This is a genomic window from Dechloromonas sp. A34, assembly GCF_026261605.1.
Classification (GTDB): Bacteria; Pseudomonadota; Gammaproteobacteria; order Burkholderiales; family Rhodocyclaceae; genus Azonexus.
The window spans coordinates 3,952,526-3,976,458 of record NZ_CP102486.1; the positions used below are offsets into that span (position 1 = coordinate 3,952,526).

The following is a 23,933-nucleotide window of genomic DNA, read 5'->3' on the forward strand; positions in this document are numbered from 1 at the left end:
CATGTCGAAATTTTTCATCAACCGGCCGATTTTCGCGTCGGTCATCTCGATCATCATCGTCATTGCCGGCCTGGTTGCCTCGCAGGTCCTGCCAATCGCGCAATATCCGCAGATCGCCCCGCCGACCGTACTGATCACCGCCACCTACCCGGGCGCTTCGGCCGAAACCCTGGCCAAGACGGTTGCAGCCCCGATCGAGGAGCAACTGAACGGGGTCGAGGGCCTCTCCTATTTCACCTCGTCGGCCTCGGCCAACGGCTCGGTGACCATCACCGCCACCTTCGAAGTCGGCAGCAATGTCGACATGGCCGCGGTCAACGTCAATAACCGCGTCAAGGCCGCCGAACCCCGGCTGCCGGAAGAAGTCCGGCGCAACGGTGTGATCGTCCAGAAGCGCTCGAACGACATCCTGCAGGTCGTCGCGCTCGAATCCGAGAAGGGCAAGTACAACACCCTGTACCTCTCCAACTACGCCAGCCTGAACATCGTCGATGAGCTGAAGCGGGTCAAGGGCGTCGGCGACGTCACCATCTTCGGCGCCCAGGACTACTCGATGCGCATCTGGCTCAAGCCCGACCGCATGGCCCAGCTCGGCCTGACGACCAGCGACGTATCGACCGCGATCAAGGCCCAGAACGCCCAGAACGCAGCCGGCAAGATCGGCCAGGAACCGGCGCCGAGCGACCAGCAACTGGTCTACACGGTGACCGCCAAGGGCCGGCTGCTGACGCCGGAGGAATTCGGCAACATCGTGATCCGCGCCAGCGGTCCGGGCGGCCTGCTCCGCCTCAGGGACATCGCGACCATCGAACTCGGCGCCTACAGCTACGACCAGCAGGTCACGCTCGACGGCCAGCCGACCATCGCGATGGGCGTCTTCCTGCAGACCGGCGCCAATGCGCTGGAAGTGGCCGAGAAGGTCACCGCCCGCATGGACGAGCTGAAGAAGAAGTTCCCCGAGGGCATGGGCTACATCATCCCCTTCGACACCACGCGTTTCGTTTCCGCCTCAATCAAGGAAGTGGTCAAGACGCTGATCGAAGCGATGATCCTGGTCCTCGCCGTGGTCTACATCTTCCTGCAGAGCTGGCGGGCGACGCTGATCCCGATGGTCGCCGTGCCGATCTCGCTGATCGGCACCTTCGCCGGACTCTGGCTATTCGGTTTTTCAATCAACACCCTGACCCTGTTCGCGATGGTGCTGGCGATCGGTATCGTCGTCGATGACGCCATCGTCGTGCTCGAGAACGTCGAACGCCTGATGGCCGAAGAACACCTGTCGCCCAAGGATGCCGCGATCAAGGCCATGCACCAGGTTCAGGGCGCACTGGTCGCCATCGTGCTGGTCCTGGTCTCGGTCTTCGTGCCGGTCGCCTTCCTCGGCGGCATCGCCGGTCAGCTCTACAAGCAGTTCGCGGTTACGGTGGCCGTCGCCGTCGTGCTCTCCGGGGTCGTCGCGCTGACCCTGACGCCGGCGCTGTGCGCCCTGCTGCTCAAGGCCCAGCATACCGAACACAAGATTTTCCGCCCCTTCAACCGGCTGTTCGAGCGCTTCACGCGCTCCTATACCTCGACCGTCGGCTTCACGCTCAAGCACGGCATCGTCGGCGGCGCCATCTTCCTGCTGGTGATCGGCATCTGCGCCCTGTTCTTCCGCATCATCCCGGGCAGTTTCGTGCCGGCCGAAGACCAGGGCTACCTGATTTCGGCACTCATGCTGCCCGACGGCGCGACCCTGAAGCGCACCGCCACCACCGGCGAGAACATGCGCCAGATGGTCGGTTCCGACCCTGCCGTCAAGCACACCTTCGTCGTTTCCGGCTTCGATCTGATCGGTGGTGGCAACAAGCCCAACGCCGGCACCATCTTCATTCCGCTCAAGGACTGGAGCGAGCGCGAAGCCAAGGCCCAGGACCTGGCCGGCAAGTTCATGGGCATGGGCATGATGCAGTCCGACGGCCTGGCGCTGGTCTTCAATCCGCCGCCGATTATGGGCCTCGGGACCGCCGGCGGCTTTGAGGTCTATCTCCAGAACCGGGTCGATGGCGATGCGCGCAAGCTCAACGAAGTGACCCAGACCTTCATAGCTGAATTGCAGAAGCGCCCGGAATTCACCCGCATTTCGACCTTCTTCCGCCCGACCGTGCCCCAGCTCTTCGTCGAAGTCGACGAGCCCAAGGTGCTGGCGCTGGGCATCCCGCTGGCCAGCGTCTACGAGACCCTGCAAAGCTCGATGGGCGCGCTCTACGTCAATGACTTCAACAAGGCCGGCCGCGTCTATCGTGTGCAGTTGCAGGCCGACGCCAGCTACCGGATGAAGCCGGACGATCTCGGCAAGGTCTATGTGCGCAGCACGACGAGCAACGCGATGATTCCGCTGTCGGCGATCAGCACGGTGAAGAGCGTCGTCGGCCCGGAGCAGGTTGAACGCTTCAACGGTTTTATCGCCGCCAAGGTCATGGGCGATTCGAAGCCCGGCATCAGTTCCGGCGACGCCATCAAGATCGTCGAGGAAGTCGCTGCTGCCAACCTGCCCAGCGGTTATGAAATAGCCTGGACCGGCCAGGCCTTCCAGGAAAAGCGCAGTTCCGGCTCATCGGTTCAGGCCTTCGGTTTTGCCATCATCATGGTCTTCCTGATCCTTGCCGCCCAGTACGAGAAGTGGTCCCTGCCAGTCGCCGTCGTCATGGCCGTACCTTTCGCGCTGATGGGTGCCCTGACCGCGATCTGGCTGCGCGGCATGCCGAACGATATCTATTTCCAGATCGGCCTCGTCGTACTGATCGGGCTGGCATCGAAAAATGCCATTCTAATCGTCGAATTCGCCGCCCAGAAGTACGCCGAGGGCAAGAGTGCCGCCGAAGCGGCCCTCGAGGCCGCCCGCCTCCGGCTGCGTCCAATCATCATGACCTCGCTCGCCTTCGTGCTCGGCGTTTTCCCGCTGGTCAAAGCCAGCGGTGCCGGCGCCGCCGCCCGCCAGTCGATGGGCACCGGCGTCTTTGCCGGGATGATCGCCGCCACCTTTATCGCCACCATTTTCATTCCGCTCTTCTTCATGTGGCTGGAACGCGGCAAACAGATGCGCCCTGCCGGCGATCTGGATGACGCCCTGCCGGAGGAAACCCAACATGCCTAAACCCCAAAACATCCGGCTCGCCGCCGTTCTGAGTGCCGCCCTGGCGCTCGGTGGCTGCGCCATCGGCCCCGACTACCTGCGACCGAGCGCCTGGCTGCCGACCGCCTTCCGCGAAGCCCCACCCCTGCCGCCAGTGCAGAATGCCGCCCTGGACACCCGTTGGTGGTCGCTGTTCGGCGATGCAACCTTGAACGATCTGGTCGATCAGGCGCTGAACAACAATGCCGACCTGCGTATCGCCATCGCCCGCGTCGAACAGGCCAACGCCGTCGCCCGCGAGGCCGGCGCCGCCTTCTTCCCGGAAATCGACGGCCAGGCGGCCGCCACCAACAGCAAGCCGAGCACCAAGACGGCGACCTGGCGGGAGGGCTTCACGCCTTCATTACTGCATTCGCGCAGCGCCGCGCTGACCACCTCCTACGAACTCGATGTCTGGGGTCGTGTCCGGCGCAGCAACGAAGCCTTGCAGGCCAGCCTGCTGGGAAGCCAGTATGCGCGCGACTCGATCCGGCTGACCGTGGCCGGCCTTGTCGCCACCAATTACCTGAGCTTGCGTGCCGCCGACGCCCAACTGGCGGTAACCACCGAATCGCTGAAGAGCCGTGAGGAAAGCCTGAAACTGGTCAAGACCCGGGTCGATGCCGGGCTGGTTTCGCCGCTCGATCTCTATCAGGCCGAGACTGCGCTCGCCACGCTGCAAGCACAGCAGGCCGAGCAGCGCCGGCTCCGGGCGCTGACCGAGCACCAGCTCGCCCTGCTCACCGCCAATCCGGAGCTGAAGATCGCCGCCGGCGACCTCCGCCAACTGCCGCTACCGCCCTTGCCACCGGCCGGGCTACCGGCCGACCTGATCGAAGCCCGGCCCGACGTCCGCGAAGCCGAGCAGAAGCTGGTCGCCGCCAATGCCAACATCGGCGTCGCCAAGGCCGGCTATTACCCGCGATTCTCGCTGACTGGCAGTATCGGTACCGAAAGCAAGACACTCTCCGACCTCTTCAGCGCCGGCTCCAATACTTGGTCGCTCGGTCTCGGGCTGTTCATGCCGATCCTCGATTTCGGCCGCACCTCGGCACGCGTCGATCAGGCCAAGGCACTCAACGAGCAGTCGCTGATCGCCTGGCAAAACAGTTTGCAGGTCGCCTACAAGGAAGTTCGCGATGCGCTGGTCAATCTGCGCGAGCAGGGCGAGGCAGAAACGGCACAGACCGTCCGCGTCGATAATGCGCAAAAAGCCCTCGACATCGCCCGCCGGCGTTACGAGGCCGGCTATTCCGGCTACCTCGACCTGCTCGACGCCCAGCGCACCAGCAACGACGCCCTGCTGGCCATGATCGGCACGCGTCAGGCCCGACTGGCCGCGTCGGTCGATCTGTTCCGTGCCATCGGCGGCGGCTGGAAGGACGACAAGAAGAGCGAAAACGCAGCACCACTTGCCCTAAAATAAGCGTTTCTGCGCTCGGGGGTACGTTGGCTTGTCCATCGTCCCTCGGCGCTGACCAACCGCTTTTTGGGCAAGTATCATGGATTTCAGCAGCCTGACCGATTTTTTCGGCGAGACAACCGGCATCGTGCTGGCCGGCCTCGGCATCGGGCTGTTCTTCGGTTTCTTCGCCCAACGCTCCCGCTTCTGCCTGCGCTCGGCCGTCGTCGAATTTTGGAATCGCCAGGGCACGAGCAAGCTGGCGGTCTGGCTGTTCGCCTTTTCCAGTGCGGTGATCGCCACCCAGCTATTTATCGTTCTCGGCTGGCTCGACGTCGGTCAGGCCCGCCAGCTCTCGGCCACCGGCAGCCTCTCCGGCGCCTTGCTCGGCGGCCTGCTGTTCGGCATCGGCATGATCCTGGCGCGCGGCTGCTCCAGCCGAATGCTGGTCCTCGCCGCCAACGGCAACCTGCGCGCCCTGCTCACCGGCCTGATTTTTGCGGTAACCGCCCAGGCATCGCTGAACGGTCAGCTCTCGCCGCTGCGCACCTGGCTTTCCGGTCTGTGGACCGTCGACGGCGGCGCCGCGCGCGACCTGCTCGCCACCTTTCACCTCGGTCATTCCGGCGGTGTGATCTTCGGTCTGTTCTGGTTGGCTGCCGCCATCCATTTCGCCCGCCGCGCCAAGCTTAGCCGACGCGAAGGCCTGGCCAGCCTCGGGGTCGGCCTGATGATCGCGCTGGCCTGGCTGACCACCTACCGGATCGGCAACCAGTCGTTTGAAATCGTCCCCGTGCAGAGCCTGAGTTTCACCGGCCCCTCGGCCAACATGCTGATGCTCGTACTCTCCCCACCGGGCCAGCCCTGGGATTTCGACATCGGTCTGGTCCCCGGCGTCGTGCTGGGATCCTTCCTGGCCGGACTGTGGGGACGGGAACTGAAGCTGGAAGGCTTCAAGGATGGTCAAAGCATGCGGCGCTACATCATCGGCGCGCTGTGCATGGGTTTCGGAGGCATGCTGGCCGGCGGCTGCGCGGTCGGCGCCGGAGTCTCCGGTGCTGCGGTCTTCGCGCTCACGGCCTGGCTGGCGCTGATCGGCATGTGGGCGGGAGCAGGAATGACCGACCATTGGATCGATCGCCCCCTGCGTCAGCCGAACACTGCACCAATGGCCAGCGGCGGTCTCGAGACCACTCAGCCCTGAAGCCGTAATTCCAGGACGGCGACAATGGGCTTCAATGATTAGCGGTTCAGTCGCGTGCGTGGCACTCGGCGAAACATAGTGACAAATCGGGTTCGAATCAAAAGTAGATCAAATCCGTCTATTGTCAGTGCCACGCAAATGCTATGCATGCTGAGTCTACCCCCTCGGTGCTGAATACTCTACCTTGTGGCACAAGGAGGCAGGATCAAACGCCTCAGAATTTAGAGTGCATGTTTGCGGCGGCTGGCCAAGCCTGCCAGCCCTACCCCAACAAGCAACAGCGTGGCGGGTTCTGGCACCCCTGAAGGTGGATCGGTGATGGAACCACCGCCGCCAGCGGCGGCTCCGATAATGTAGCTGCGCGCAGGATTACTACCATCCAGCGCCAGCGTGGTTAAACCACCAAAATTACCTTCGAAATGACTATGGCAAGGCCCGGCATTGGCATCAATATCCGAATTGCTCAGGCCAGGGAAAGCTGCGCTCCCTGCGGCCGTCAGGGTGGCCCCAGAAGAGTTGCAACCGCTAACTTCGGTGAGACCAGGAAGCAGGGCAGTAAGCCAGCCGTATGCGACGGGCCCGCTACCGTGCGCCATTAATCCACCACCTGATCCTACAAACGAATTAATGGCATTAGCGTTAGCGGTAAGTGCGGCACCTTCGGTAGCGACTAGATTATTACTAGCTCCCGTACCGGCAATCCATATGACACCAGGATTCACCGCACCGCTCGCCAAATCGCTAAAAAATGTGCCGATGTTCGTTGCACCGTCGTAGAACGATAAGCTTCGCCCCAAGACGTTGGCGACAGAGTTAATTGCACCACCTGCATTAGAGGATGTGTAAACCCCCGCGCCTGGATTGACTGAACCCAAGGCGACGATATCCACCGTTAAGGCACCAGGCCTGGTCTGAGTACCAAAAAGACTGGAAATTGCCTTTTCGATGTAGAGCCAGCCTTCAAGATTTGCCCCTCCGGCACTCCGGGAGCCGTGATCCGTCAAATCATCTCCGCCCAAAATGACCGGGCCGGCCCAACTTGCTGCTGAAACCAACAGCCCCAACGAGGCTGTCACTGCGAGTTTTACACTTTTTTTCATGGGAGTCTCCTCATTAAAAACCACGCCAAAAAGACAGCGCCAGAAAATCAGGCAACATACGCGCCAGTACTAATAATTTATTTTTAATTTTTAATAATCATGTTGTTATAAAACAACCAACTGGCGACGATAGATTGGTTTGATTATTTTCAGGCGGAGCTGTAAGAATCTTCGACAGATAATCGCGATGGATTTTTGGTCACCTAACCGACCCTGCGGCCACCCGAAAAAACTACTGGCAAAATCCCCTTACAATTCGGCGTCGGCCCCAATCGCCCTGTAGCGTTATTCGAGTATCGAATCCTTCGTATCGGAAGCGCCATGAAAAAAATCTTCGCCACTGCCCTGATTGCCTTGACCGTCGCCAGCCTGAGCGGCTGCTTCCCGGTTTTCATTCCGGTGGGTGATCATCACGGCCACCACAGAGGGCATCACCGCGGCGGGTAATACCTGCTTGACTGCTTCCAATGCCATCCCGGGCCGCAATTCGCCCGGCCCCCATCGGTCGATAACGCTCGTACGAAAAAAATCCCCGCCGCAGCGGGGATTGCTCCTGTAACCGGGAAATTCAGCGCGGAAAGTACATCCTGGCCTTGTCCAGTTTGTAGGTCCAGGGCAGGTTGGCGTTCTTCCAGCCATTAACCACGCGCTGGCCGCTCCTGGCGCCTTCTTTGGCGCTATCGCCCTCGACGCCTTCGGCCACGCTATAGACCTTGTTATAACCAGCCATCTGCAATCTGTCCTGGGCCTTGGAACTGCGGTCTCCGGAGCGGCAGATGACGATAATCGTGGCGTCCTTGCCCAGCCCCATGTCCTTCAGGCGGCGCTCCACTTCCGGCACGAAGTCCTGGTTCGGCTCGAGCTTGTACATGAAGCGCTTGTCATCCCACTCGGTCATCAACTCAGGGTGTTCGACATAGGGCACCAGCGCGTCGGCGTCGCTCGGCCAGCCGACGTACATCGCCTCGGCCCGGGTCCGGACGTCGAAGAAAGCGACGCCTTTCGGATCCTTCTTTTTCATCTCGTAAGCCTGCTGTGGCGTCAGGCAGAGGCCGACTTTGGACTTCTTGACGTCAGGCAGCTTGTCCCAGTCGGTACTGCCCGACGCCCAGTCGGCCGCCAGATTCAACGAAGATACCGCCAGCAAGCCAACGGCGAACCACTGTTTGAAAGTAGCATTTTTCTTCATCATGCCATCCCCGGATTGTTGGCCGCGCCTTTCAGCGTCGGCAGGTTGAGATTGACCGGCTTGACCGTCTTGATGTCGCGCAGATATTTTGCCACGACCTCCCAGATCGGTTCGCCGGAATTCTTCGCCTCTTCCGAAACTGGTGCCCAGCCGGCCACCTTGTAGGTTTTGGCCGGATCGATCAGCTGGCCCTTGAGGGTCAGATTCTGGATGCGGCTGCCCATCTTTCCGGTCGGATCGCAGGTATATTGCAGGCCTCCGACGCGCACCATGTCGCCGCCTTGCTGGTAGTAGGGGTCGGGGTTGAACAGGTTGTCGCAGACGTCTTCGAGCACGGTCTTGATCATCTCGCCGCTCATGTTGGTAACCGTCGTCCACGGGTAGGTGATCGCCGTCTGGTCGAGCACGTGTTCCATCAGGATCGGCTGCCCCGGCAACAGCGAGGTGCCCCAGCGGAAGCCAGGCGAGAAGGCGATTTCGGCATCCTTGACCTTCATCAGCGCGTCGAGAATGACCTGGTCGAAGGTACCGTTGAAGTTTCCACGGCGATAAAGCAGGCCTTCGCTGACCGCCAGCTTTTCGTTAAGTTTGGACAGGTAGGGCGCGCGCGCCTTGTCGATCAGCGTCTGCATTTCCTTGTCGGCCGGCAGCAGGTTGGCGAAGACGGGAAGCAACTTGTAGCGGAAGTCGGCGATCTTGCCATTCCTGACGTCGAAATCGAGCACGCCGAGGTACTTGCCGTTGGAGCCGGCATTGGTGACCAGGGTCTGGCCGCCGGCATTCTTGACGACGACCGGGGCCGGCATGCCGTCGTGGGTGTGGCCGCCGAGGATGGCATCAATGCCCTTGACCCGGGAAGCCATCTTGAGATCGACGTCCATGCCGTTGTGCGAGAGCACGACAACGACCTGGGCACCAGCGGCGCGTGCTTCGTCGACGGTCTTCTGCATGTTGTCTTCCTGGATGCCGTAGCTCCAGTTCGGCACCTGCCAGCGCGGGTTGGCGATCGGCGTATAGGGGAAGGCCTGGCCAATGATCGCTACCGGCACGCCATTGATCTTCTTCATCACGTAGGGCTTGAAGACCGGGTCGCCGAAATCGTTGGTCTTGATGTTCTGGGCGACGATATCGACCTGGCCGGCGAAATCCTTTTCCTCGATTTCCTTGATCCGGGCCTCGCCGACCGTCGATTCCCAGTGCATCGTCATGATATTGACGCCGAGCGCCTTGCAGGCATCGACCATGTCCTGGGCGTTGGTCCACAGCGCCGTGCCGGAACCCTGCCAGGTGTCGCCGCCGTCGAGCAGCAGCGCGCCGGGACGATTGGCCTTCATGCGCTTGACCAGCGTTGCCAGGTGGGCGAAGCCGCCGACCTTGCCGTAGGTCTCGGCGGCCTGCTCGAAATTCAGATAGGTGTAGGCGTGCGCCTCGATGCTGTTCGGCTTGAAGCCGAAATGCTTGAGCAGATGGTCGCCGACCAGGTGCGGCACCTTGCCGAACTGGTCGCCGAAGCCGAGATTGACGTTGGGCTCGCGGAAATAGATGGGCAGCAGCTGGGCGTGACAGTCGGTGATATGGAGCAGGCTGACGTTGCCAAACCTGGGCAGGTCGTAGAGTTTGGCGGCGCTCTTTTCCGCCCGCGCGAAATCACTGTGCAGGGCCATGCCGCCGGCAGCGGCGACGGCCATGACCTGCAGAAATTCCCGACGATTCATGCTCATTTCTTGTCCTTGAATATGAAATTTTGGTGGAGCCAAAAGATCTGGCGGAGCACCCGCCAAAAAAGACCCGGCGGGTTGCCCCGGCCGGGTAAAACGCAAGTTCAGTCTTTGTTGACCGGCGATTCCGGATCGATCAGGAAAGCCACGATGTGGGTGATCTGCTCCGGCGTCACCCAGTTATGCAGGCCGAAGCGCGGCATGTTGGTGCACGCCGTGAAGGCGTTGGAGTTGTAGATCTTGTCGTAGACGTACTTGATGTTTTCTTCGGAATTGCCGCGAATCTTGCCGAAGTTCTGCAGGCTGGGGCCGATCGTGCCGTAGGCCACTTCCTGCTTGGCCAGTTGGTGGCAGGCATAGCAATTGCCGCCGCGGACCCGCCCGGCCTTGTCCGGCTGAATGAAGCCGATATGGCCGCCGGTGCCGACCGCGGCCAGCTTCTCGCCTTCCTTCCAGTCGCCGATCAGCTTGCCGTCGACCGGGTAACGGATGGTCGCCGCGTTCAGCTTTTCCAGCTTTTCGCCGATCTTGCGCGGCGGATTGTCGCGATACTGGCCGCAGGTCTTCATGGTTTCATCCTGCTCCAGCCGGGTCATCCAGTACTTCGGATTCTCGGCCTTGAAGGAGGTCCGGAACACCTGTTCGGCGTCCTTGGCATATTTGCCGCCGGGTGCTTCGGCAGCTTTTTCGGCCAGCACCGGGGCAACGACGGCGGCGCTCAGCAAGCCGACAAGGGCAATTTTCAGTTTCATGGTCATCCCCTCTCAGCGCTTGATTCCCGGCGTTTCCATGACGGTGCCGGTGGCGGTTTTTAGCAGGTAGGTTTCCAGCGCGATTACCGAATCGGCCAGATAGTTGGGTTCCGGCCAGCGCGCCTGGCGCATGCAGTCGATCAGACGCCGCTGCATGGTCCACACCGTTCCTTGCGAGACGCGATAGGAGGGCCAGGTTTTCATCGCGACGCCGGCACCGTCCTTGGTCGTCAGGTTGCCGAGATCCTGCAGGCGGATGCGCTTGCCCTCCTGACCGTGGCAGATCGAACAGGAGAAATCCTGCGGCCCGGAGCGGCGATAGAAGATGTACTCGCCCATCTTCGCCATCTTCGCTTCTTCCGGATGGGTGGCCGGCACATTGATCGGCTTGCCATTCGATTTGGCGCCGATAAAGGTGACCAGGGCCTCGATATCCGAGTCCTTGCCCGGCTTCGAGTACCACTGCTTGGTGACCTCGGCCTGAGTGAAGCCTTGCAGCGTGACCATGCAATGCACCAAACGGGATTCGACATCCATTACCTTGTTGGTGTCCTTGAAGTACTTGGGCAACTGGGCATAGGCCCCGTCCAGCTTGCCCGGGCCGAGGCCCAGATCGCACTGCTCGAGGGACGCGTTCTTGGGGCCGCGCTTCTCGGCCCACAGCGCCTCACCCTTGACTTCGAAGAGGTCGGCCGGGTTGCCGTCGGCCAGTGCCTCGCGGTACTTGGCCAACTCGTCGGCAACCTTGCTGTCCTGGGCGGTGGCACTGCCGAGGCAGGCCGTCGTGACAGCCACGCCGACCAGCGTTTTGATAAAACCTTGGATCATTTCAACTCCTCCGGGGATGTCGATCGACGGCGGCGGTCTGTGCCGCCTTGGCGCCGTCGTCATGTACAGCCATTAGCCGATGACGGCTTCGTCGCTACGCGTATCGCCCTTGTTGTCCTTCCACGAGACGACGATCTTGTCGCCCTTGGCGCCGCCCTTGAACTTGAAGGCCAGGTACGGATTCTTGGAAACGGAGGGACCGAATTCGCTGCTCAGCACGAGCTTGTCGTTGTGCTTGGCAGTCAGTTCGGTAATGAACCAGGCCGGCACGACGGCGCCGGCGGAGTCCTTGCGCTGACCGGTTTCCATTTCGTGGCTGACCAGGACTTTGACTTCGGTAACGCCATCCTTGTTGGCGGCGCGGATTTTCATCGGATTTGCCATGTTTATTTCTCCTAAATTCTGTAAGTGTGAAAACGGGAGGCGAAGCGTCGCGAGCGATGGCAGGACAAGGCGCGGTTGCGAGACAGTGCAATTTGCACGGCGAGCATCCGCAACGCAGTCATGCCGAGCGCAGTAGCTTCGAACCCGTTTTTAGCCGCCGCAGCCACCCAGGGTGACCTTGATTTCCTTGGTCGCCATGAAGAACTTGCCGTCCGACTTGACCAAGGCGTAGATGTTCGAGGTCTGGCCCATCTTGACGCGGGTCTGGACGCTGGCTTCGGTGCCTTCCGGCAACACGAAGGTGGCGGCCAGCGCGTTCGGGTTCTTCTCGATCAGGATGGCGACCATGGTGATGTTGGGCAGCGTGGAGGCGACGCCAACCGGCACCACGGCACCGTTTTCGGCGATATCCGGGCCGGTGACCTGGACATCCTTGCTGTCGGCCGGCGCCCCGGCGCCGAGCGCCTTCAGCGTATCGGCCATGCTCTTGGCGTCAAAGGCGGCCTTGTTCCAGTCGGCCAGCGCCATGCCCGGCGTGATGATGCCGGCCGCGGCGAGAACGGTCATCAGGGCAGCGCCCGAGCCGGCTTTCAGTACATTACGACGTTGCGTGTTCATAACTACTCCTCTCAGAAAATTGAATTAACCGACTACTTCGCACCCGACAAAATCCACTTGACGAGTGTCTTCAACTCTTCATCTTTCAAATGCCCGTTCGGCGGCATCGGCACCGAGCCCCAGACGCCCTGCCCGCCGGCCTTGACCTTGGCCACCAGACGCCCCTCGGCATCGGCCTGCCCCTGGTAGCGGGCCAGAACCTCGTTGTAGCCAGGGCCGACGATCTTGGCGTTGAGGCCGTGGCAGGCCATACAGCCGTTCTTGGTCGCCAGTTCGAGGTTCGGATTAGCCGCCACCGGTGCCGCAACGGCATCGGCGCCCAGTGTTCGGGTCCCGCGTACCGGGCCGAAATTGCGGTTCTGGTCGTACAACTCGCCGTGCGCCGTGCGGGCGTAGTCAGGCAGGGTCGAGCCGATCACCGCACCCGGCTTGCAGTTCTTCATGCACGCCTTGTTCTGCGTATCCGGCTTGCCACCGTTGCCGATCCCGCCCTTCGCCGCCGCGGCGCCCGGCCACAGGCCGTGCTCGGTGGTCATGCCGTGGCGGTTGGGCAACAGCTTCTGGACGTCGGCGATATTCTTGTCGGAGAGCACGAAGTCGCCCGGTACCATTTCCGACAGGTTGAGCAGGTAGGCAAGGATGGCGTAGACCTCGTCCGGCTTCAGCGACTTGGGCGCCGTCCATGGCATGGCGCGCTGGATGTAGTCGAAGACCGTCGAGATCGTCGCCACCTTGGTAAAGGTCGTGCGCTGCGGCAATTCGCCGGAGGACAAGCCCTTGACCCTGCCGGTCTTCATGTCGTCCTTGGTCGTGCCGCCGACCAGCGGCGTGAATACCTCGTTCGACTCGCCGAAGGTGCCGTGGCAGGAGGCGCACTTGGCCTCGAACAGTTCCTGGCCTTGATCGACCGAACCCGATCCCTTGGGCAAGCCCTTGAAGTCGGGGCGAACGTCGATATCCCAGGCCTTGACTTCGGCCGGCGTCGCCTGGCGACCGACCCCCGAGAAGTGGTCGACGGCCAGCGCCGCGCTCGACACCCCGGCCACGGCCAGAACAAGAAGGGTCTTAGTGCCACGACGGCAAAGGCTGGCATTAAAGAACCTGGACATTGCTGACCTCCCCGCTTTCGATGACTTTCCAGGACTGGATGGCGTTGTTGTGATAGATCGACTTGGTGCCGCGTACGGCGCGCAGTTGTCCATAACTCGGCTGGACGTAGCCGGTCTCGTCGATGGCGCGCGACTGCAGAATGGCCGGCTTGCCGTCCCACACCCAGTTGGTATTGAAGCGGGTCAGTGCCTTGTTCTGGACCGGGCCTTCGAGGCGGGCGGTCTGCCAGTTGATGCCGCCGTCGAAGGAGACATCGACCTGCTTGATCCGGCCGCGACCCGACCAGGCGAGGCCGGAAACGTTGTAGAAGCCTTTGTCGAGCAAAGTCTGGCCGCCAGACGGTGTGGTGATCACCGACTTGGCTTCCTGAATCGAGCTGTACTGGCGATGCAGGCCGTTGGGCAGCAGGTCGATGTAATGCACGGCCTCGTCCTTGGTGGCATAGGGCATGTCGCCGACTTCGATGCGGCGCAGCCACTTGACCCAGGACACGCCCTGGACGCCAGGCACCACCAGGCGCAGCGGGTAACCGTTTTCCGGGCGCAGCATTTCGCCGTTCTGGCCGTAGGCGACCATGACTTCACCGCTTTCCACCATTTCCATCGGGATGGTCCGCGTCATCGAGGAGCCGTCAGCCCCCTCGGCCAGCACGTAGCGGGCCTTCTTGTAATCGACGCCGCAGTCGTCGAGCAGGTATTTCAGCGGCACGCCGGTGAATTCAGAGCAAGAGATCATGCCGTGCGTGTATTGCACGGTGGGCACCGCGACGTTGCCCCACTCGAGGCCGGTGTTGGCGCCGCATTCGATGAAGTGGATGCGCGACGCCGAGGGCAGGCGCATCAGTTCGTCCAGCGTGTAGACCTTGGCCTTCTTGAGCAGCGAGTCGTCGGAGCCATTGACCATCAGGCGATGCTTGGACGGATCGATGTCGTGCCAGCCCTGGTGATGGCGCTCGAAATGCAGGCCGGACGGCGTGATGATGCCGAACAGGCCCTGCAGCGGAGCGAACGACACCGAGGCGCCGCCGACCCGGGCCAGGCCCGGCGATTCGCGACGCAGCAGCTGGCTTTCGTACTGCGACGGCATGCCGTAAGGGCGGGCCGCCACCGGCTGACCGAGCGAGGTGGTCCACGCCGGATTCTGCAAAATGTTGGCATCGCCTTCGCTGGCCCGCGCTACCAACGGCGCGCTCAGTGCGGCGCCGGCGGCGAGGAAGCTCTTGCGCAGAAAATCCCGGCGCCCAGCGGCGACGGCCTTGACCTGCTCTTCCGAGAGGAAGTTTTCCGGGGCGGGCCGCAGACGCCCCGGTTGTTTGACGATATCACCCATAGAGACCACTTTCCTCCGTCTGTTAATTTCAATCACAGGATTTCACTGACGCCACACCCAACTGGTCGCCCAGGTCACGGCTGGCTACCGTGATGCTGACTGTCCGGCAGATGTCGACAAAATTCGGATCGACGACGCGATACATCACCGAGCTGCCTTCGCGCCGCCGTTCGACGACGCCAGCGCGGTACAAGATGTTCAGATGACGCGAAATATTGGCTTGCGTCAGCCCGATGTGCTCGACCACTTCGTGGACAGGCCGCTCCTCGCCGCACAGGCAGGAGAGGATGCGCAAGCGCGTCGGATCGGCCAGCAGGCCGAAGTACTGGGCAACTTGCTCGAATACGTGAATCGTTTCGTCCATGACGTTCTTTTGATTTAGATCAAGAACCAATGTATAACTGCATACTTATATAGTCAACAACTAATATTGATGCAGCGCAACATGCAATTTGTGCGAAAGGCATATACCCTTCGCACTACGGCTGCAACCGGCAAGCGTCCGGAGAAACCTGGCTATATGACAATCGACAACATTCAGAGGAGATGAATAATGAAAATGTTTCCAACCTTGACGGCAGCCTGCCTGCTGCTGGCGAGCGGCGTTACGCTGGCCGCCGACCCGAATCTCGGACGCAATCTGGCGGCCACCTGTGCCAACTGTCATGGCACCAACGGCCAGGCGCTTAAGGGCTCGGGCATGGATGCCCTGGCCGGCCAGGAAAAAGCCAAAATCCTGCAAAAACTGGCCGAATTCAAGAGCGGCGACAAGCCCGCCTCGATCATGCATCAGATCTCCAAGGGCTATACCGATGCCCAGCTCGATCTGATCGCCACCTACTTCGCCGCACAAAAATAAGGGGACAACACCATGATGCTCATGAAAAGACGTGATTTCCTGAAGGTTGGCGCGGCAGCCGGTGCGCTGGCCTCCCTCTACGGCTGCGCCGGCGGCAACCAGGCGAGTGGCCATGTGGTCGTGGTCGGCGGCGGTTATGGCGGGGCGACGGTGGCCAAGTACCTGCGCATGTGGAGCGAAGGCGGCGTTCAGGTCACCTTGATCGAACGCAATCCGACCTTCATCTCCTGCCCGATATCCAATCTGGTCATCGGCGGCACCAAGACCATGGAAGACATCACCGTCAGCTATGACGGCTTGAAGAACAAATGGGGTGTCCGCGTCATCCAGGGCGATGTGGTCGCGGTCGACGCCGCCAAGAAGACGGTTTCCCTGAAAGCCGGCGGCGCCATTTCCTACGACCGCCTGGTGCTATCCCCCGGCGTCGATTTCATGTGGGACCAGGTTCCCGGCCTCAACAACACCGAGGCCCAGGGCAAGATCCTCCACGCCTGGAAGGCCGGCGCTCAGACCGTCGCCCTGCGCAAGCAATTGGAAAACATGAAGGACGGCGGCACCTACGCCATTTCCATCCCGAAAGCCCCCTACCGCTGCCCGCCCGGACCGTACGAGCGCGCCTGCCTGGTCGCCAATTATTTCAAGCAGCACAAGCCCAAGTCCAAGGTCATCATCCTCGACGCCAACGAGGACGTGGTCTCCAAGAAGGGCCTGTTCACCAAGGCATGGAGCGATCTCTACAAGGGCATCATCGAGTACCGCAACAACAGCGAACTCAAGGATGTCGAAGTCGCCAGCAACACCGCCGTGCTCGAGTTCGACAAGTTCAAGGCCGACGTGCTGAACGTCATTCCGCCGCACCGCGCCGGCGATATCGCCGCCAAGTCCGGGTTGAAGCTGATCAACAACCGCTGGGTGGACATCAACTGGCTATCCATGGAATCGACCAGCACACCGGGCGTCCATGTCCTTGGCGACGCCATCTTCCCGGCGCCGACCATGCCGAAATCCGGCCACATGGCCAACCAGCACGGCAAGCTGGCGGCGGCAGCGATCCTCAACCTGCTCGCCGGCCAGGAACCGAATCCGGAACCGGTCGTCATGAACACCTGCTACAGCTTCGTCGATGCCAAGAACGTGATCCACGTTGCCTCGGTGCACCAGTACGATGCGGCGACCAAGGTCGTGCAGCCAGTCAAGGGAGCCGGCGGCGTCTCGGCCGCGCGCAACGAGCTGGAAGGCAAGGTGGCGATGGGCTGGGCGAAAAATATTTGGGCCGACATGCTGGCCTGACTCTGCTCGCGCCATAGGCACCGACGCCGGCTTGCCGCCGACCCGACGCCCGGCAATTCAGTCCGTGGTTTTCAAGCCGGGGTTCCGACCCCGGCTTTTTCATTGCGCTGAGAAGGCACCACCCGGCCAGGCGATCGACGAAAGCTAGACGGTGTAGCGTGCCGCCGCTTCACGCAAGCGAGCAGCGAGGCCCGCCAGTTCATTGGATAGAACGGCGCTTTCCTCCGCGCCGTGACTGTTCTTTTCGCTGATCTGGGCCACCAATTCCACCTGGCTCGCAATCTGGTTGCTGGCCTGCCCTTGCTCCCGTAATGCAGACGAGATGGATTTCACCTCGTCCTCGACGCGGGACACCCCCTCCTCAATACGTCCCACTGCGGCGTTGGCCTCATCGGCATGCGCAATGCTGGTGGCGACCTGGCTCACGGAAAACGCCATGTGGTGCCCGGCGGTCTCGGTTGCCTGTTGAATTGCCGTAATTTTACTGGCGATGTCGCGGGTCGCCTGCGTGCTCCGCTCGGCAAGTTTGCGCACCTCGTCCGCGACGACCGCAAAGCCTCGCCCTTGCTCACCGGCTCTCGCCGCTTCGATCGCGGCGTTAAGTGCCAGTAAATTGGTCTGGTCGGCCACATCATGAATGATCTGGACGATGAATGAAATTTCCTGTGAGGCCTGCTCCAGCACCTTGATGGCTGCTGCGGTTTCCTGAATTCCGCTGCCGATGTCGCGAATCTTGCCGATCGTCTGCACGATCACATCCCCCCCGGCATGCGCCGCCAGATCCGAGGCTTGCGCCGCATCGGCCAAGGCCTGGGCATTGTCGGCAACCTGATTGATACTCACCGTCAATTGCTCGACCGTGGCGGCCATGCTCGAAGCGGATTCCGACTCATTGACCGAAGATCCGGCAACCTCTTGCGCCGCCGATGCCAGGTGGGTGGCCGCCTCCGTCATTTCCTTGATCGCGCCCATGAACTCGCGCAGCGTCTCGCGCATCGCTGCCGTGAGATGGTCCACCGCAGCCGCGACATCCGCGACTTCGTCCTTGCCTGCGATGCCGATCGGGTGAGTGAAGTCCCGGGACTCCACGACATGGATCACCGCATTGCGCATCGTCTCGAGCCGCACCACCACGGTGCGATAGAGCATGATGCCCATGACGATGCCGATTGCGGCGGCCAACCCCAGGGTGACGAGCAACTGGATATTGGCCGACCTCCGTATTTCGACCGCCTGGGCGCGCAACTGGTCGCTGCTGACCACGCTGTCCTCGACAATTTTGTCGATCGTCGGCAAAAGGCTGCGAAAAGCCTTGCGCTGTTCGTTCCGAAAATAAGCCAATGCCAGCTCCTTCTCATCGGCGCGGACCAATTGCACCAACCGGTCATGAGTCTGCATGTAGACATTGAAGGCTTGGCGGTAGTCGGCCAGCAGCTTGTGCTGCTCGTCACGCACAATCAACTTTTCATACAGCCCCTCGAATTTCTTCAAGGCATCCAGATTTTGCTTTTGACGCCCGAGTGTCTCGTCGATCTCTTCCGGCGAGCGAATGATCAGAAGCTGGGTTTCCCGATTGCGAAAATCGATGGCCTCGGCGCGCATGGCACCGGAATATCGAACCGAAGGTAATTCGCTTTCTCCAAGGTGATCGGCCACATTCCCGACCTTGGCCAGTTGCAGGAAGGCAATCCCGCTGCCGCCGAAAATAAGAATCAGGAAAGCGGTGATAGCCAGGACAACTTTACGTGCGATTGACATGACACCCTCCCTTTGGTGCTCTGCACGATGCAGACAATTTCAGTCTAGACGCAAATACACAAATTACCTGGATCAGATACCCATGATTGAAAGGGGATGACCGGCGCTTCCGATTGGTCTTCCATCTCCGGGCGATGGCCCGCTCGAGCCCCTCCGTTTTTTATTTTTGTCCGGTTCTGGCTGGCCCCCTGGCGGTGAACCCGGCAAACGCCCGATCGGCCGCGCCGCACTCGTCGACAGCAACGTGCTCGAGCAGGATGTCGCCGAGATTGCGGCGATCAAAGGCGCCGGGTTCAGTTAAGCGTTGCGATGTACTCGGCCACGGCATGGGTTTCCAGCTCCGACAGCTTGGAGGCCACGGTATGCATAACGGCGTTGTCGTTGGTCCGCTCACGGCGGTTGAACTGTTTGAGCTGGTCTTCGATGTAGCGCGGGTGCTGGCCGGCCAGACGCGGCAACTGCGGCGTTCCCAGGCCCTTCTCGCCATGGCAGCTGGCGCAGCTCGGCAGGCCGGTAAATTGATTGCCCCGGTTGAAGACGTACTTGCCGACCCCCAGCAGTTCGGCATCCCTGACTGGCCGCGCGCCGACCTTCTTGTTCTGGAAGAAGGCCCCGAGCGCCTTCATCTCGGTCGGCGTCAGCTCTTCCGCCTGCGGTTTCATGGTGTCGCTCTTGCGCTTGCCGGATTGAAAATCGCTGAGCTGCTTGGCGATGTAGTCGGCATGCTGGCCGGCCAGGCGCGGAAAGACCGGGCTGGCGGACTCCCCTTCCAGACCGTGGCAGAGAAAGCAGCGGCCGCCCACGATCTCTTCGGCGCGGGCCAGATCGACCGGTTCGGCAGCGCCGGCCGCAGCACCGAGCAGCGCTGCGACCGCCCCAATGCCGAACAACAATGTTTTTTTGCCGCTCATTTGCGCACTCCTTCCACTGACGAATTATTGGTACATTATTAAATGATAATTCGCTTACACTGAGCTTTCAAAGCCTGCCAGATTACCGGCCAGGCGCCCCGCAATGGCGCAAGGATAGTGCCAAACGAGACAGGAGCCCCCAATGAATCGACGCCGTTTTCTCCAGCATTCCGCCGCCTTTTCGGCCCTGGGGGCACTCGAGTTCGCCCCTTGGCAAACGCTTGCCGCCGTCGCCCGTGAAGTCGATGACTTCGTTCGCGGGCCCGCCGTCAAGGATCACCCGCTGCGCCAGATAGCACCGCATGTCTGGATGATCTTTTCGCCGGACGGTTTCCCGACGCCGGAAAATCAGGGAATGATGTGCAACATCACTTTCGTCGACACCGCCAAGGGGCTGGTCGTCGTCGATACCGGCGCTTCGGTGCAGATCGGCGAAATGGCCATACGGCAGATCCGGAAGAAATTCAAGAAACCGGTCGTCGCTGTCATCAATACCCACTATCACGGTGACCACTGGCTGGGCAACCATGCCTATGTCGAGGCCTACGGCGATGCCCTGCCGCTCTATTCCCACCCCGGCACCATCCGGGCGATCGAGGGAGTCCAGGGCAAGCTGTGGCGCACCCTGATGGAGCAGTGGACCAATCAGGCAACCCTCGGCACCCGCGTTGTGCCGCCCCAACTGCCACTGGAGAACGGGGCCGAACTGAAATTCGGCGATGTCACGCTGCGCATCCATCATCTCGGCGTCGTGCACACCCCTTACGATCTCTGCGTCGAGGTGCTCGAAGATCGCGTGATGCTGATTGGCGATGTCGCCATGGACCGCCGCATCGCCAATATGGACGACGGTTCCTACGTCGGGACACTGAAGGCCTACGACACGCTGGAAAAAACCGGCAGCCGCATCTGGCTGCCCGGCCACGGCGAACCCGGCGCTAAGGTTCTGCAATGGAACCGCGAACTGTTCGAAGGCATCTACCGGACCTGCGAACGCGCCATCCGGGATGGCCTGCCGCTCGAGGAAGCCAAGCCCCTGGTCCTCAAGGATCCGCGCGTTGCCAGCCGGGCCCGAGATACCAAGGGCTTCGAGAGCAATATCGGCAAGTACGTCAACCTGGCCTTCCTCGAAGCCGAGGCCGCCGGTTTCTGAGCCTTTCCCGCCCCCCACCATCACCACCCAGCATCAGGAGACATCATGCGCCTGCCCATCACCGCATTCATCGCCCTGCTCGCCTTGCCAGCCCTGGCCGAGGAACCCTGGGGCAAGGTCGATCTTGATGCAGCCAAACCGCTGCATGACAAGGCCTGCCAAAGCTGCCACACGAAGATGTATGGCGGCGACGGAAGCAAAATGTACACCCGCGATGGCCGCATGCTGTCGAACCAGCTGGAACTGCTGCAACGCGTCGCATCCTGCAACGCGATGGTCAGCGCCGGCTGGTTCCCCGAGGAGGAAGGCAGTGTCGCGGCCTGGTTGAACAAACACTATTACCACTTTGAAAACTGAGTTCCGGCACCGCACCCGTGGTGCGAAAAACACCGTCCTCGCCCTTCTGCTCCTGGCCTGCAGTATGCTGCCGGCGCCGGGATTCGGCGCCGAGCTGCCGCCCGCCGTGGATTTGCGCAACGAGGCCAAACAGGCCTTCCGCCAGGGCGGGCCGTTGATCATTCTGTTCAGCCGTGATGACTGCAAATACTGTGCAACGGTCAAGCGCGACTATCTGAAACCGCTGGCCAGCCACCCGCGCTATCGCACCTGGGTGCTGGTCCGCCAGATCAACCAGGACAGTTCGGCCGCCCTGATCGATTTCCGCGGGGAAGCGACCACCCACGGCGGCTTTGCTGATCGCGAAAAGATCAAACTGTTTCCGGTCGTCGCCTTTTACGGTCCGGAGGGGAAGCGCCTGGCTGCCCCGATCGTCGGCGCCCGGCTTCCCGACTTCTACCAGAGCTACCTGGACGACGCCATCGAGCAGTCAATCGCCGCGCTGCGCGGCCGTTAGGGCGCATCCGGCCTGGCGCGTCTGGCGCAGGGCCAGACTTTCGTTGGCGACCAGGGCGAGCAGAACCAGGCCACCGCCGAGCAGCACGCTGGCCGACGGTTGCTCGCCGGCTCCCAGCCAGGCCCAGGCCACCCCGAAAACCACCTCGAGCAGGGCGAGCAGCGCGATTTCCGGGGCCGGCAGTTCGCGGCTCAGGCGCACCATCAACAGACAAGGAACCGCCAGTTGCACCATGCCGAGCAGCGCGAGCAGACCCAGATCATGGCTGGAAGCCTCAAATGGCCAGGCCAGGGGCAGGGTTGCGCAGGCCGACAACAGAGCGCCGATCAGCACCGCGGGCAGCATGTCCTGCGTCTTCGTCGGATCCGCACCGGCATGTTGCAGGACGGTCAGATTGATCGCCCCGGCCAGCGGCACGGCAAAGGCGACCAGCGAGCCGAGCAGCGAAGCCCCCTCGCCGGCCTGGGTGCCAAACATCCAGGCGATACCGCCTCCCGCCACGACAATCGCCAGCCAGCTGCGGAGCGGAAGAACGTGACCGAGAAATAGCCGCGAAAACAAGGCGGTCAGCACCGGACTGAGCGCCATGGTGACCAGCACGTTGGCCACCGAGGTCAGGGTCAGCGCCACCATGAAAGCGGTGTACATCACCGCCCAGCAGACCCCGGAGATCCAGACTGCCCGCCCGCCATGGACCAGCCCCGACCACAGGGCGGGACCGCGCAGCCAGCCGAGGGCGACGACCAGCGCCAGGGCATTGAAGGCGCTGCGCCAGAAGGTGACCTCGAAGCTGCGCGCCGCATCGAGATGCCGCGTGACCACCCCCGCCACGCTCCACAGCAGCGTCACCAGCACCATCAGTGCCACGGCGCGCCGATGGGTCATCAGGCGAACCCCGTCGCCGCGATCAGGCGCGACGGCGACGCGCTTCGTAAAGACAGACGCCGGCCGCCACCGAAACGTTCAGGCTCTCTACCGAGCCATGCATCGGGATGCTCACCAACTGGTCGCAGGTTTCCCGCGTCAGCCGGCGCATGCCCTCGCCTTCGGCGCCCAGCACCCAGGCCGTGGCGACCGGCCACTCGGCAGCATAGAGATCGCGCTCGGCTTCGCCGGCTGTACCGATTACCCAGATCTCGCGCTCCTGCAACTCGCGCAGGGTCCGCGCCAGGTTGGTCACCATCACGTAGGGCACGGTCTCGGCGGCACCGCTGGCGGTTTTCATTGCCACATCCGTCAAGCCGGCGGCCCGGTCCTTCGGCGCGATCACGGCATGGACGCCGACGGCATCGGCGACGCGCAGGCAGGCACCGAGATTGCGCGGATCAGTAATACCGTCGAGCACAAGCAGAAAGGCTGGTTCTTCCAGCGTATCGAGAACGTCGTCGAGATGGGCCAGCTTGCGCCCGCCCTCGACGCGAGCGATAACGCCCTGGTGCTTGGCACCCGGCGCCATGGCATCCAGCCGCTTGCCGTCGCTGGCCAGAATCTTGATGCCTTGCAACTCGGCATGGGCGAGCAGATCGCGGGCGCGCGTATCCTGGCGGGAGGCATCGACAAAAATTTCCTTAAGCGCAGCGGGATCATGGCGCAACTTGGCGGTGACGGCATGGAAGCCGTAAATCAGGCGGGACGACATGGCAGCTTTCAGTAAGACAAGGCGCGAATTTTACCGCGCCAGGCATCAGGTCAGAACCCGGCCCCGAGGAGGGGCCATCAACGCGCGTTTGGGTTGATCTGACGGAGGACGGAGTCTTCGCGCTCGACCCAGTGCACCAGCTGCATGTCATGCAGCGCAATATGATTGATGATCCAGCGGGAGAGCAGGCAATCGAGTTCGCGGATCAGCCCGACGTTGTTCATCGGATCAAGCGCCGCGACAATTTCCTGCACTTTGCCGGAAATCGCCGCGTGGTCCTCCATATGTGCCTCACAGAGTTCGCGATCGACCAGTTTCAGCAACGAATCCCGCATGATGGCTTCTTCGGTCTTGAAGTGATCGAGAACGAAGGAAAGGACATCGCCGAGCATGGCCACGAGTTGCATTTCGCAATGTTTGCGTGCCGACTCCTGGCAATTGCCGCAATGCGGGCAATTGACTTGATCGACGCATATCCGGCGCAAGCCGGATATGCTGGAGAGCAGGAGGCGGTGTTCGGCATCGATGACCTGATGCCCTGTAACCAGCTCAGGCGGCAGGTCGACATTCGCCAACCAGCCATCTGGTTCTTTGGTGGCCATCGCCACCGGTGCTTCCGCCATCAAGTGCAAACCGTGATCTGCCATCGCTGCCCCGCACCCTCGGAAAACCTAATATTCTA

General features: G+C 61.7%; 24 protein-coding genes. 8 read left to right on the forward strand and 16 right to left on the reverse strand.

What is annotated here, in order from left to right; all coding sequences use genetic code 11:
• Position 1 precedes the first annotated feature (1 nt).
• The 3 genes from NQE15_RS19730 to NQE15_RS19740 all read left to right on the forward strand — a co-directional run bounded on the left by NQE15_RS19730 (position 2) and on the right by NQE15_RS19740 (position 5,760).
• A complete protein-coding gene (locus tag NQE15_RS19730; protein WP_265943978.1) occupies positions 2-3,136 on the forward strand; it encodes an efflux RND transporter permease subunit in 3,135 nt (1,044 codons plus the stop codon).
• Positions 3,129-4,580 (forward strand): efflux transporter outer membrane subunit, encoded by a 1,452-nt coding sequence (locus NQE15_RS19735; RefSeq protein ID WP_265943980.1) that lies wholly within the window; start codon positions 3,129-3,131, stop codon positions 4,578-4,580. The genes NQE15_RS19730 and NQE15_RS19735 overlap by 8 nt, the downstream gene beginning before the upstream one ends.
• A 76-nt stretch (positions 4,581-4,656) precedes the next feature.
• Positions 4,657-5,760, forward strand: coding sequence for a YeeE/YedE family protein (locus NQE15_RS19740; RefSeq protein ID WP_265943982.1), 1,104 nt, complete (start codon positions 4,657-4,659; stop codon positions 5,758-5,760).
• Positions 5,761-5,981: 221 nt separating this feature from the next.
• Here NQE15_RS19740 and NQE15_RS19745 read toward each other — a convergent pair whose 3' ends face one another.
• The 11 genes from NQE15_RS19745 to NQE15_RS19795 form a co-directional block, all read right to left on the reverse strand.
• Positions 5,982-6,860: a PEP-CTERM sorting domain-containing protein gene (locus tag NQE15_RS19745; protein WP_265943984.1), complete on the reverse strand. Its 879-nt coding sequence runs from the start codon at positions 6,858-6,860 to the stop codon at positions 5,982-5,984.
• 285 nt (positions 6,861-7,145) lie between these two features.
• Entirely contained in the window at positions 7,146-7,328 is a 183-nt protein-coding gene (locus tag NQE15_RS19750; protein WP_265943986.1) for a hypothetical protein, read from the reverse strand.
• A gap of 100 nt (positions 7,329-7,428) precedes the next feature.
• On the reverse strand, positions 7,429-8,052 hold the full coding sequence (locus NQE15_RS19755; protein WP_265943988.1) for a rhodanese-like domain-containing protein: 624 nt from the start codon (positions 8,050-8,052) through the stop codon (positions 7,429-7,431).
• A complete protein-coding gene (soxB, locus tag NQE15_RS19760; RefSeq protein ID WP_265943991.1) occupies positions 8,049-9,770 on the reverse strand; it encodes a thiosulfohydrolase SoxB in 1,722 nt (573 codons plus the stop codon). The genes NQE15_RS19755 and soxB overlap by 4 nt, the downstream gene beginning before the upstream one ends.
• Before the next feature lie 101 nt (positions 9,771-9,871).
• Positions 9,872-10,519 carry a sulfur oxidation c-type cytochrome SoxX gene (gene soxX / locus NQE15_RS19765; protein WP_265943993.1) on the reverse strand — a complete coding sequence of 216 codons (648 nt, stop codon included), beginning with the start codon at positions 10,517-10,519 and terminating at the stop codon, positions 9,872-9,874.
• Positions 10,520-10,531: 12 nt separating this feature from the next.
• Positions 10,532-11,347: a sulfur oxidation c-type cytochrome SoxA gene (gene soxA, locus NQE15_RS19770; protein WP_265943995.1), complete on the reverse strand. Its 816-nt coding sequence runs from the start codon at positions 11,345-11,347 to the stop codon at positions 10,532-10,534.
• Positions 11,348-11,419: 72 nt separating this feature from the next.
• Entirely contained in the window at positions 11,420-11,731 is a 312-nt protein-coding gene (soxZ, locus tag NQE15_RS19775; RefSeq protein ID WP_265943998.1) for a thiosulfate oxidation carrier complex protein SoxZ, read from the reverse strand.
• 150 nt (positions 11,732-11,881) lie between these two features.
• Entirely contained in the window at positions 11,882-12,349 is a 468-nt protein-coding gene (gene soxY, locus NQE15_RS19780) for a thiosulfate oxidation carrier protein SoxY (protein WP_265944000.1), read from the reverse strand.
• Between the two features lie 32 nt (positions 12,350-12,381).
• Entirely contained in the window at positions 12,382-13,458 is a 1,077-nt protein-coding gene (locus tag NQE15_RS19785; protein ID WP_265944002.1) for a c-type cytochrome, read from the reverse strand.
• A complete protein-coding gene (soxC, locus tag NQE15_RS19790) occupies positions 13,442-14,788 on the reverse strand; it encodes a sulfite dehydrogenase (protein ID WP_265944004.1) in 1,347 nt (448 codons plus the stop codon). Before soxC ends, NQE15_RS19785 begins: the two co-directional genes overlap by 17 nt.
• A 28-nt stretch (positions 14,789-14,816) precedes the next feature.
• The gene (locus NQE15_RS19795) at positions 14,817-15,152 is read right to left on the reverse strand and encodes an ArsR/SmtB family transcription factor (protein ID WP_265944006.1); all 336 of its coding nucleotides are present in this window, start codon (positions 15,150-15,152) and stop codon (positions 14,817-14,819) included.
• Positions 15,153-15,347: 195 nt separating this feature from the next.
• Here NQE15_RS19795 and NQE15_RS19800 point away from each other — a divergent pair, with 195 nt between their 5' ends.
• Both NQE15_RS19800 and NQE15_RS19805 read left to right on the forward strand, forming a co-directional pair.
• Positions 15,348-15,647 (forward strand): c-type cytochrome, encoded by a 300-nt coding sequence (locus NQE15_RS19800; protein WP_265950353.1) that lies wholly within the window; start codon positions 15,348-15,350, stop codon positions 15,645-15,647.
• A 12-nt stretch (positions 15,648-15,659) separates the two neighbouring features.
• Positions 15,660-16,937 (forward strand): NAD(P)/FAD-dependent oxidoreductase, encoded by a 1,278-nt coding sequence (locus NQE15_RS19805; RefSeq protein WP_265944007.1) that lies wholly within the window; start codon positions 15,660-15,662, stop codon positions 16,935-16,937.
• Positions 16,938-17,081: 144 nt separating this feature from the next.
• Here NQE15_RS19805 and NQE15_RS19810 read toward each other — a convergent pair whose 3' ends face one another.
• Together NQE15_RS19810 and NQE15_RS19815 are read right to left on the reverse strand one after the other, a co-directional pair.
• Entirely contained in the window at positions 17,082-18,695 is a 1,614-nt protein-coding gene (locus NQE15_RS19810; RefSeq protein WP_265944009.1) for a methyl-accepting chemotaxis protein, read from the reverse strand.
• Positions 18,696-18,988: 293 nt separating this feature from the next.
• Positions 18,989-19,606 carry a c-type cytochrome gene (locus NQE15_RS19815; RefSeq protein ID WP_265944010.1) on the reverse strand — a complete coding sequence of 206 codons (618 nt, stop codon included), beginning with the start codon at positions 19,604-19,606 and terminating at the stop codon, positions 18,989-18,991.
• Between the two features lie 142 nt (positions 19,607-19,748).
• Here NQE15_RS19815 and NQE15_RS19820 point away from each other — a divergent pair, with 142 nt between their 5' ends.
• The 3 genes from NQE15_RS19820 (at position 19,749) to NQE15_RS19830 (ending at position 21,612) form a co-directional block, all read left to right on the forward strand.
• The gene (locus NQE15_RS19820; protein WP_265944011.1) at positions 19,749-20,759 is read left to right on the forward strand and encodes an MBL fold metallo-hydrolase; all 1,011 of its coding nucleotides are present in this window, start codon (positions 19,749-19,751) and stop codon (positions 20,757-20,759) included.
• 45 nt (positions 20,760-20,804) lie between these two features.
• Positions 20,805-21,116, forward strand: a complete 312-nt coding sequence (locus NQE15_RS19825; protein ID WP_265944012.1) for a cytochrome c — start codon at positions 20,805-20,807, stop codon at positions 21,114-21,116.
• A 64-nt stretch (positions 21,117-21,180) separates the two neighbouring features.
• On the forward strand, positions 21,181-21,612 hold the full coding sequence (locus tag NQE15_RS19830) for a thioredoxin fold domain-containing protein (protein ID WP_265944013.1): 432 nt from the start codon (positions 21,181-21,183) through the stop codon (positions 21,610-21,612).
• Here NQE15_RS19830 and NQE15_RS19835 read toward each other — a convergent pair.
• The 3 genes from NQE15_RS19835 to NQE15_RS19845 form a co-directional block, all read right to left on the reverse strand.
• On the reverse strand, positions 21,586-22,497 hold the full coding sequence (locus tag NQE15_RS19835; protein WP_265944014.1) for a DMT family transporter: 912 nt from the start codon (positions 22,495-22,497) through the stop codon (positions 21,586-21,588). The two genes, NQE15_RS19830 and NQE15_RS19835, sit on opposite strands and share 27 nt — an antisense overlap.
• Before the next feature lie 22 nt (positions 22,498-22,519).
• The gene (gene rlmB, locus NQE15_RS19840; protein WP_265944015.1) at positions 22,520-23,251 is read right to left on the reverse strand and encodes a 23S rRNA (guanosine(2251)-2'-O)-methyltransferase RlmB; all 732 of its coding nucleotides are present in this window, start codon (positions 23,249-23,251) and stop codon (positions 22,520-22,522) included.
• A 77-nt stretch (positions 23,252-23,328) separates the two neighbouring features.
• Positions 23,329-23,898, reverse strand: coding sequence for a bacteriohemerythrin (locus NQE15_RS19845; RefSeq protein ID WP_265944016.1), 570 nt, complete (start codon positions 23,896-23,898; stop codon positions 23,329-23,331).
• Between the last annotated feature and the right edge of the window lie 35 nt (positions 23,899-23,933).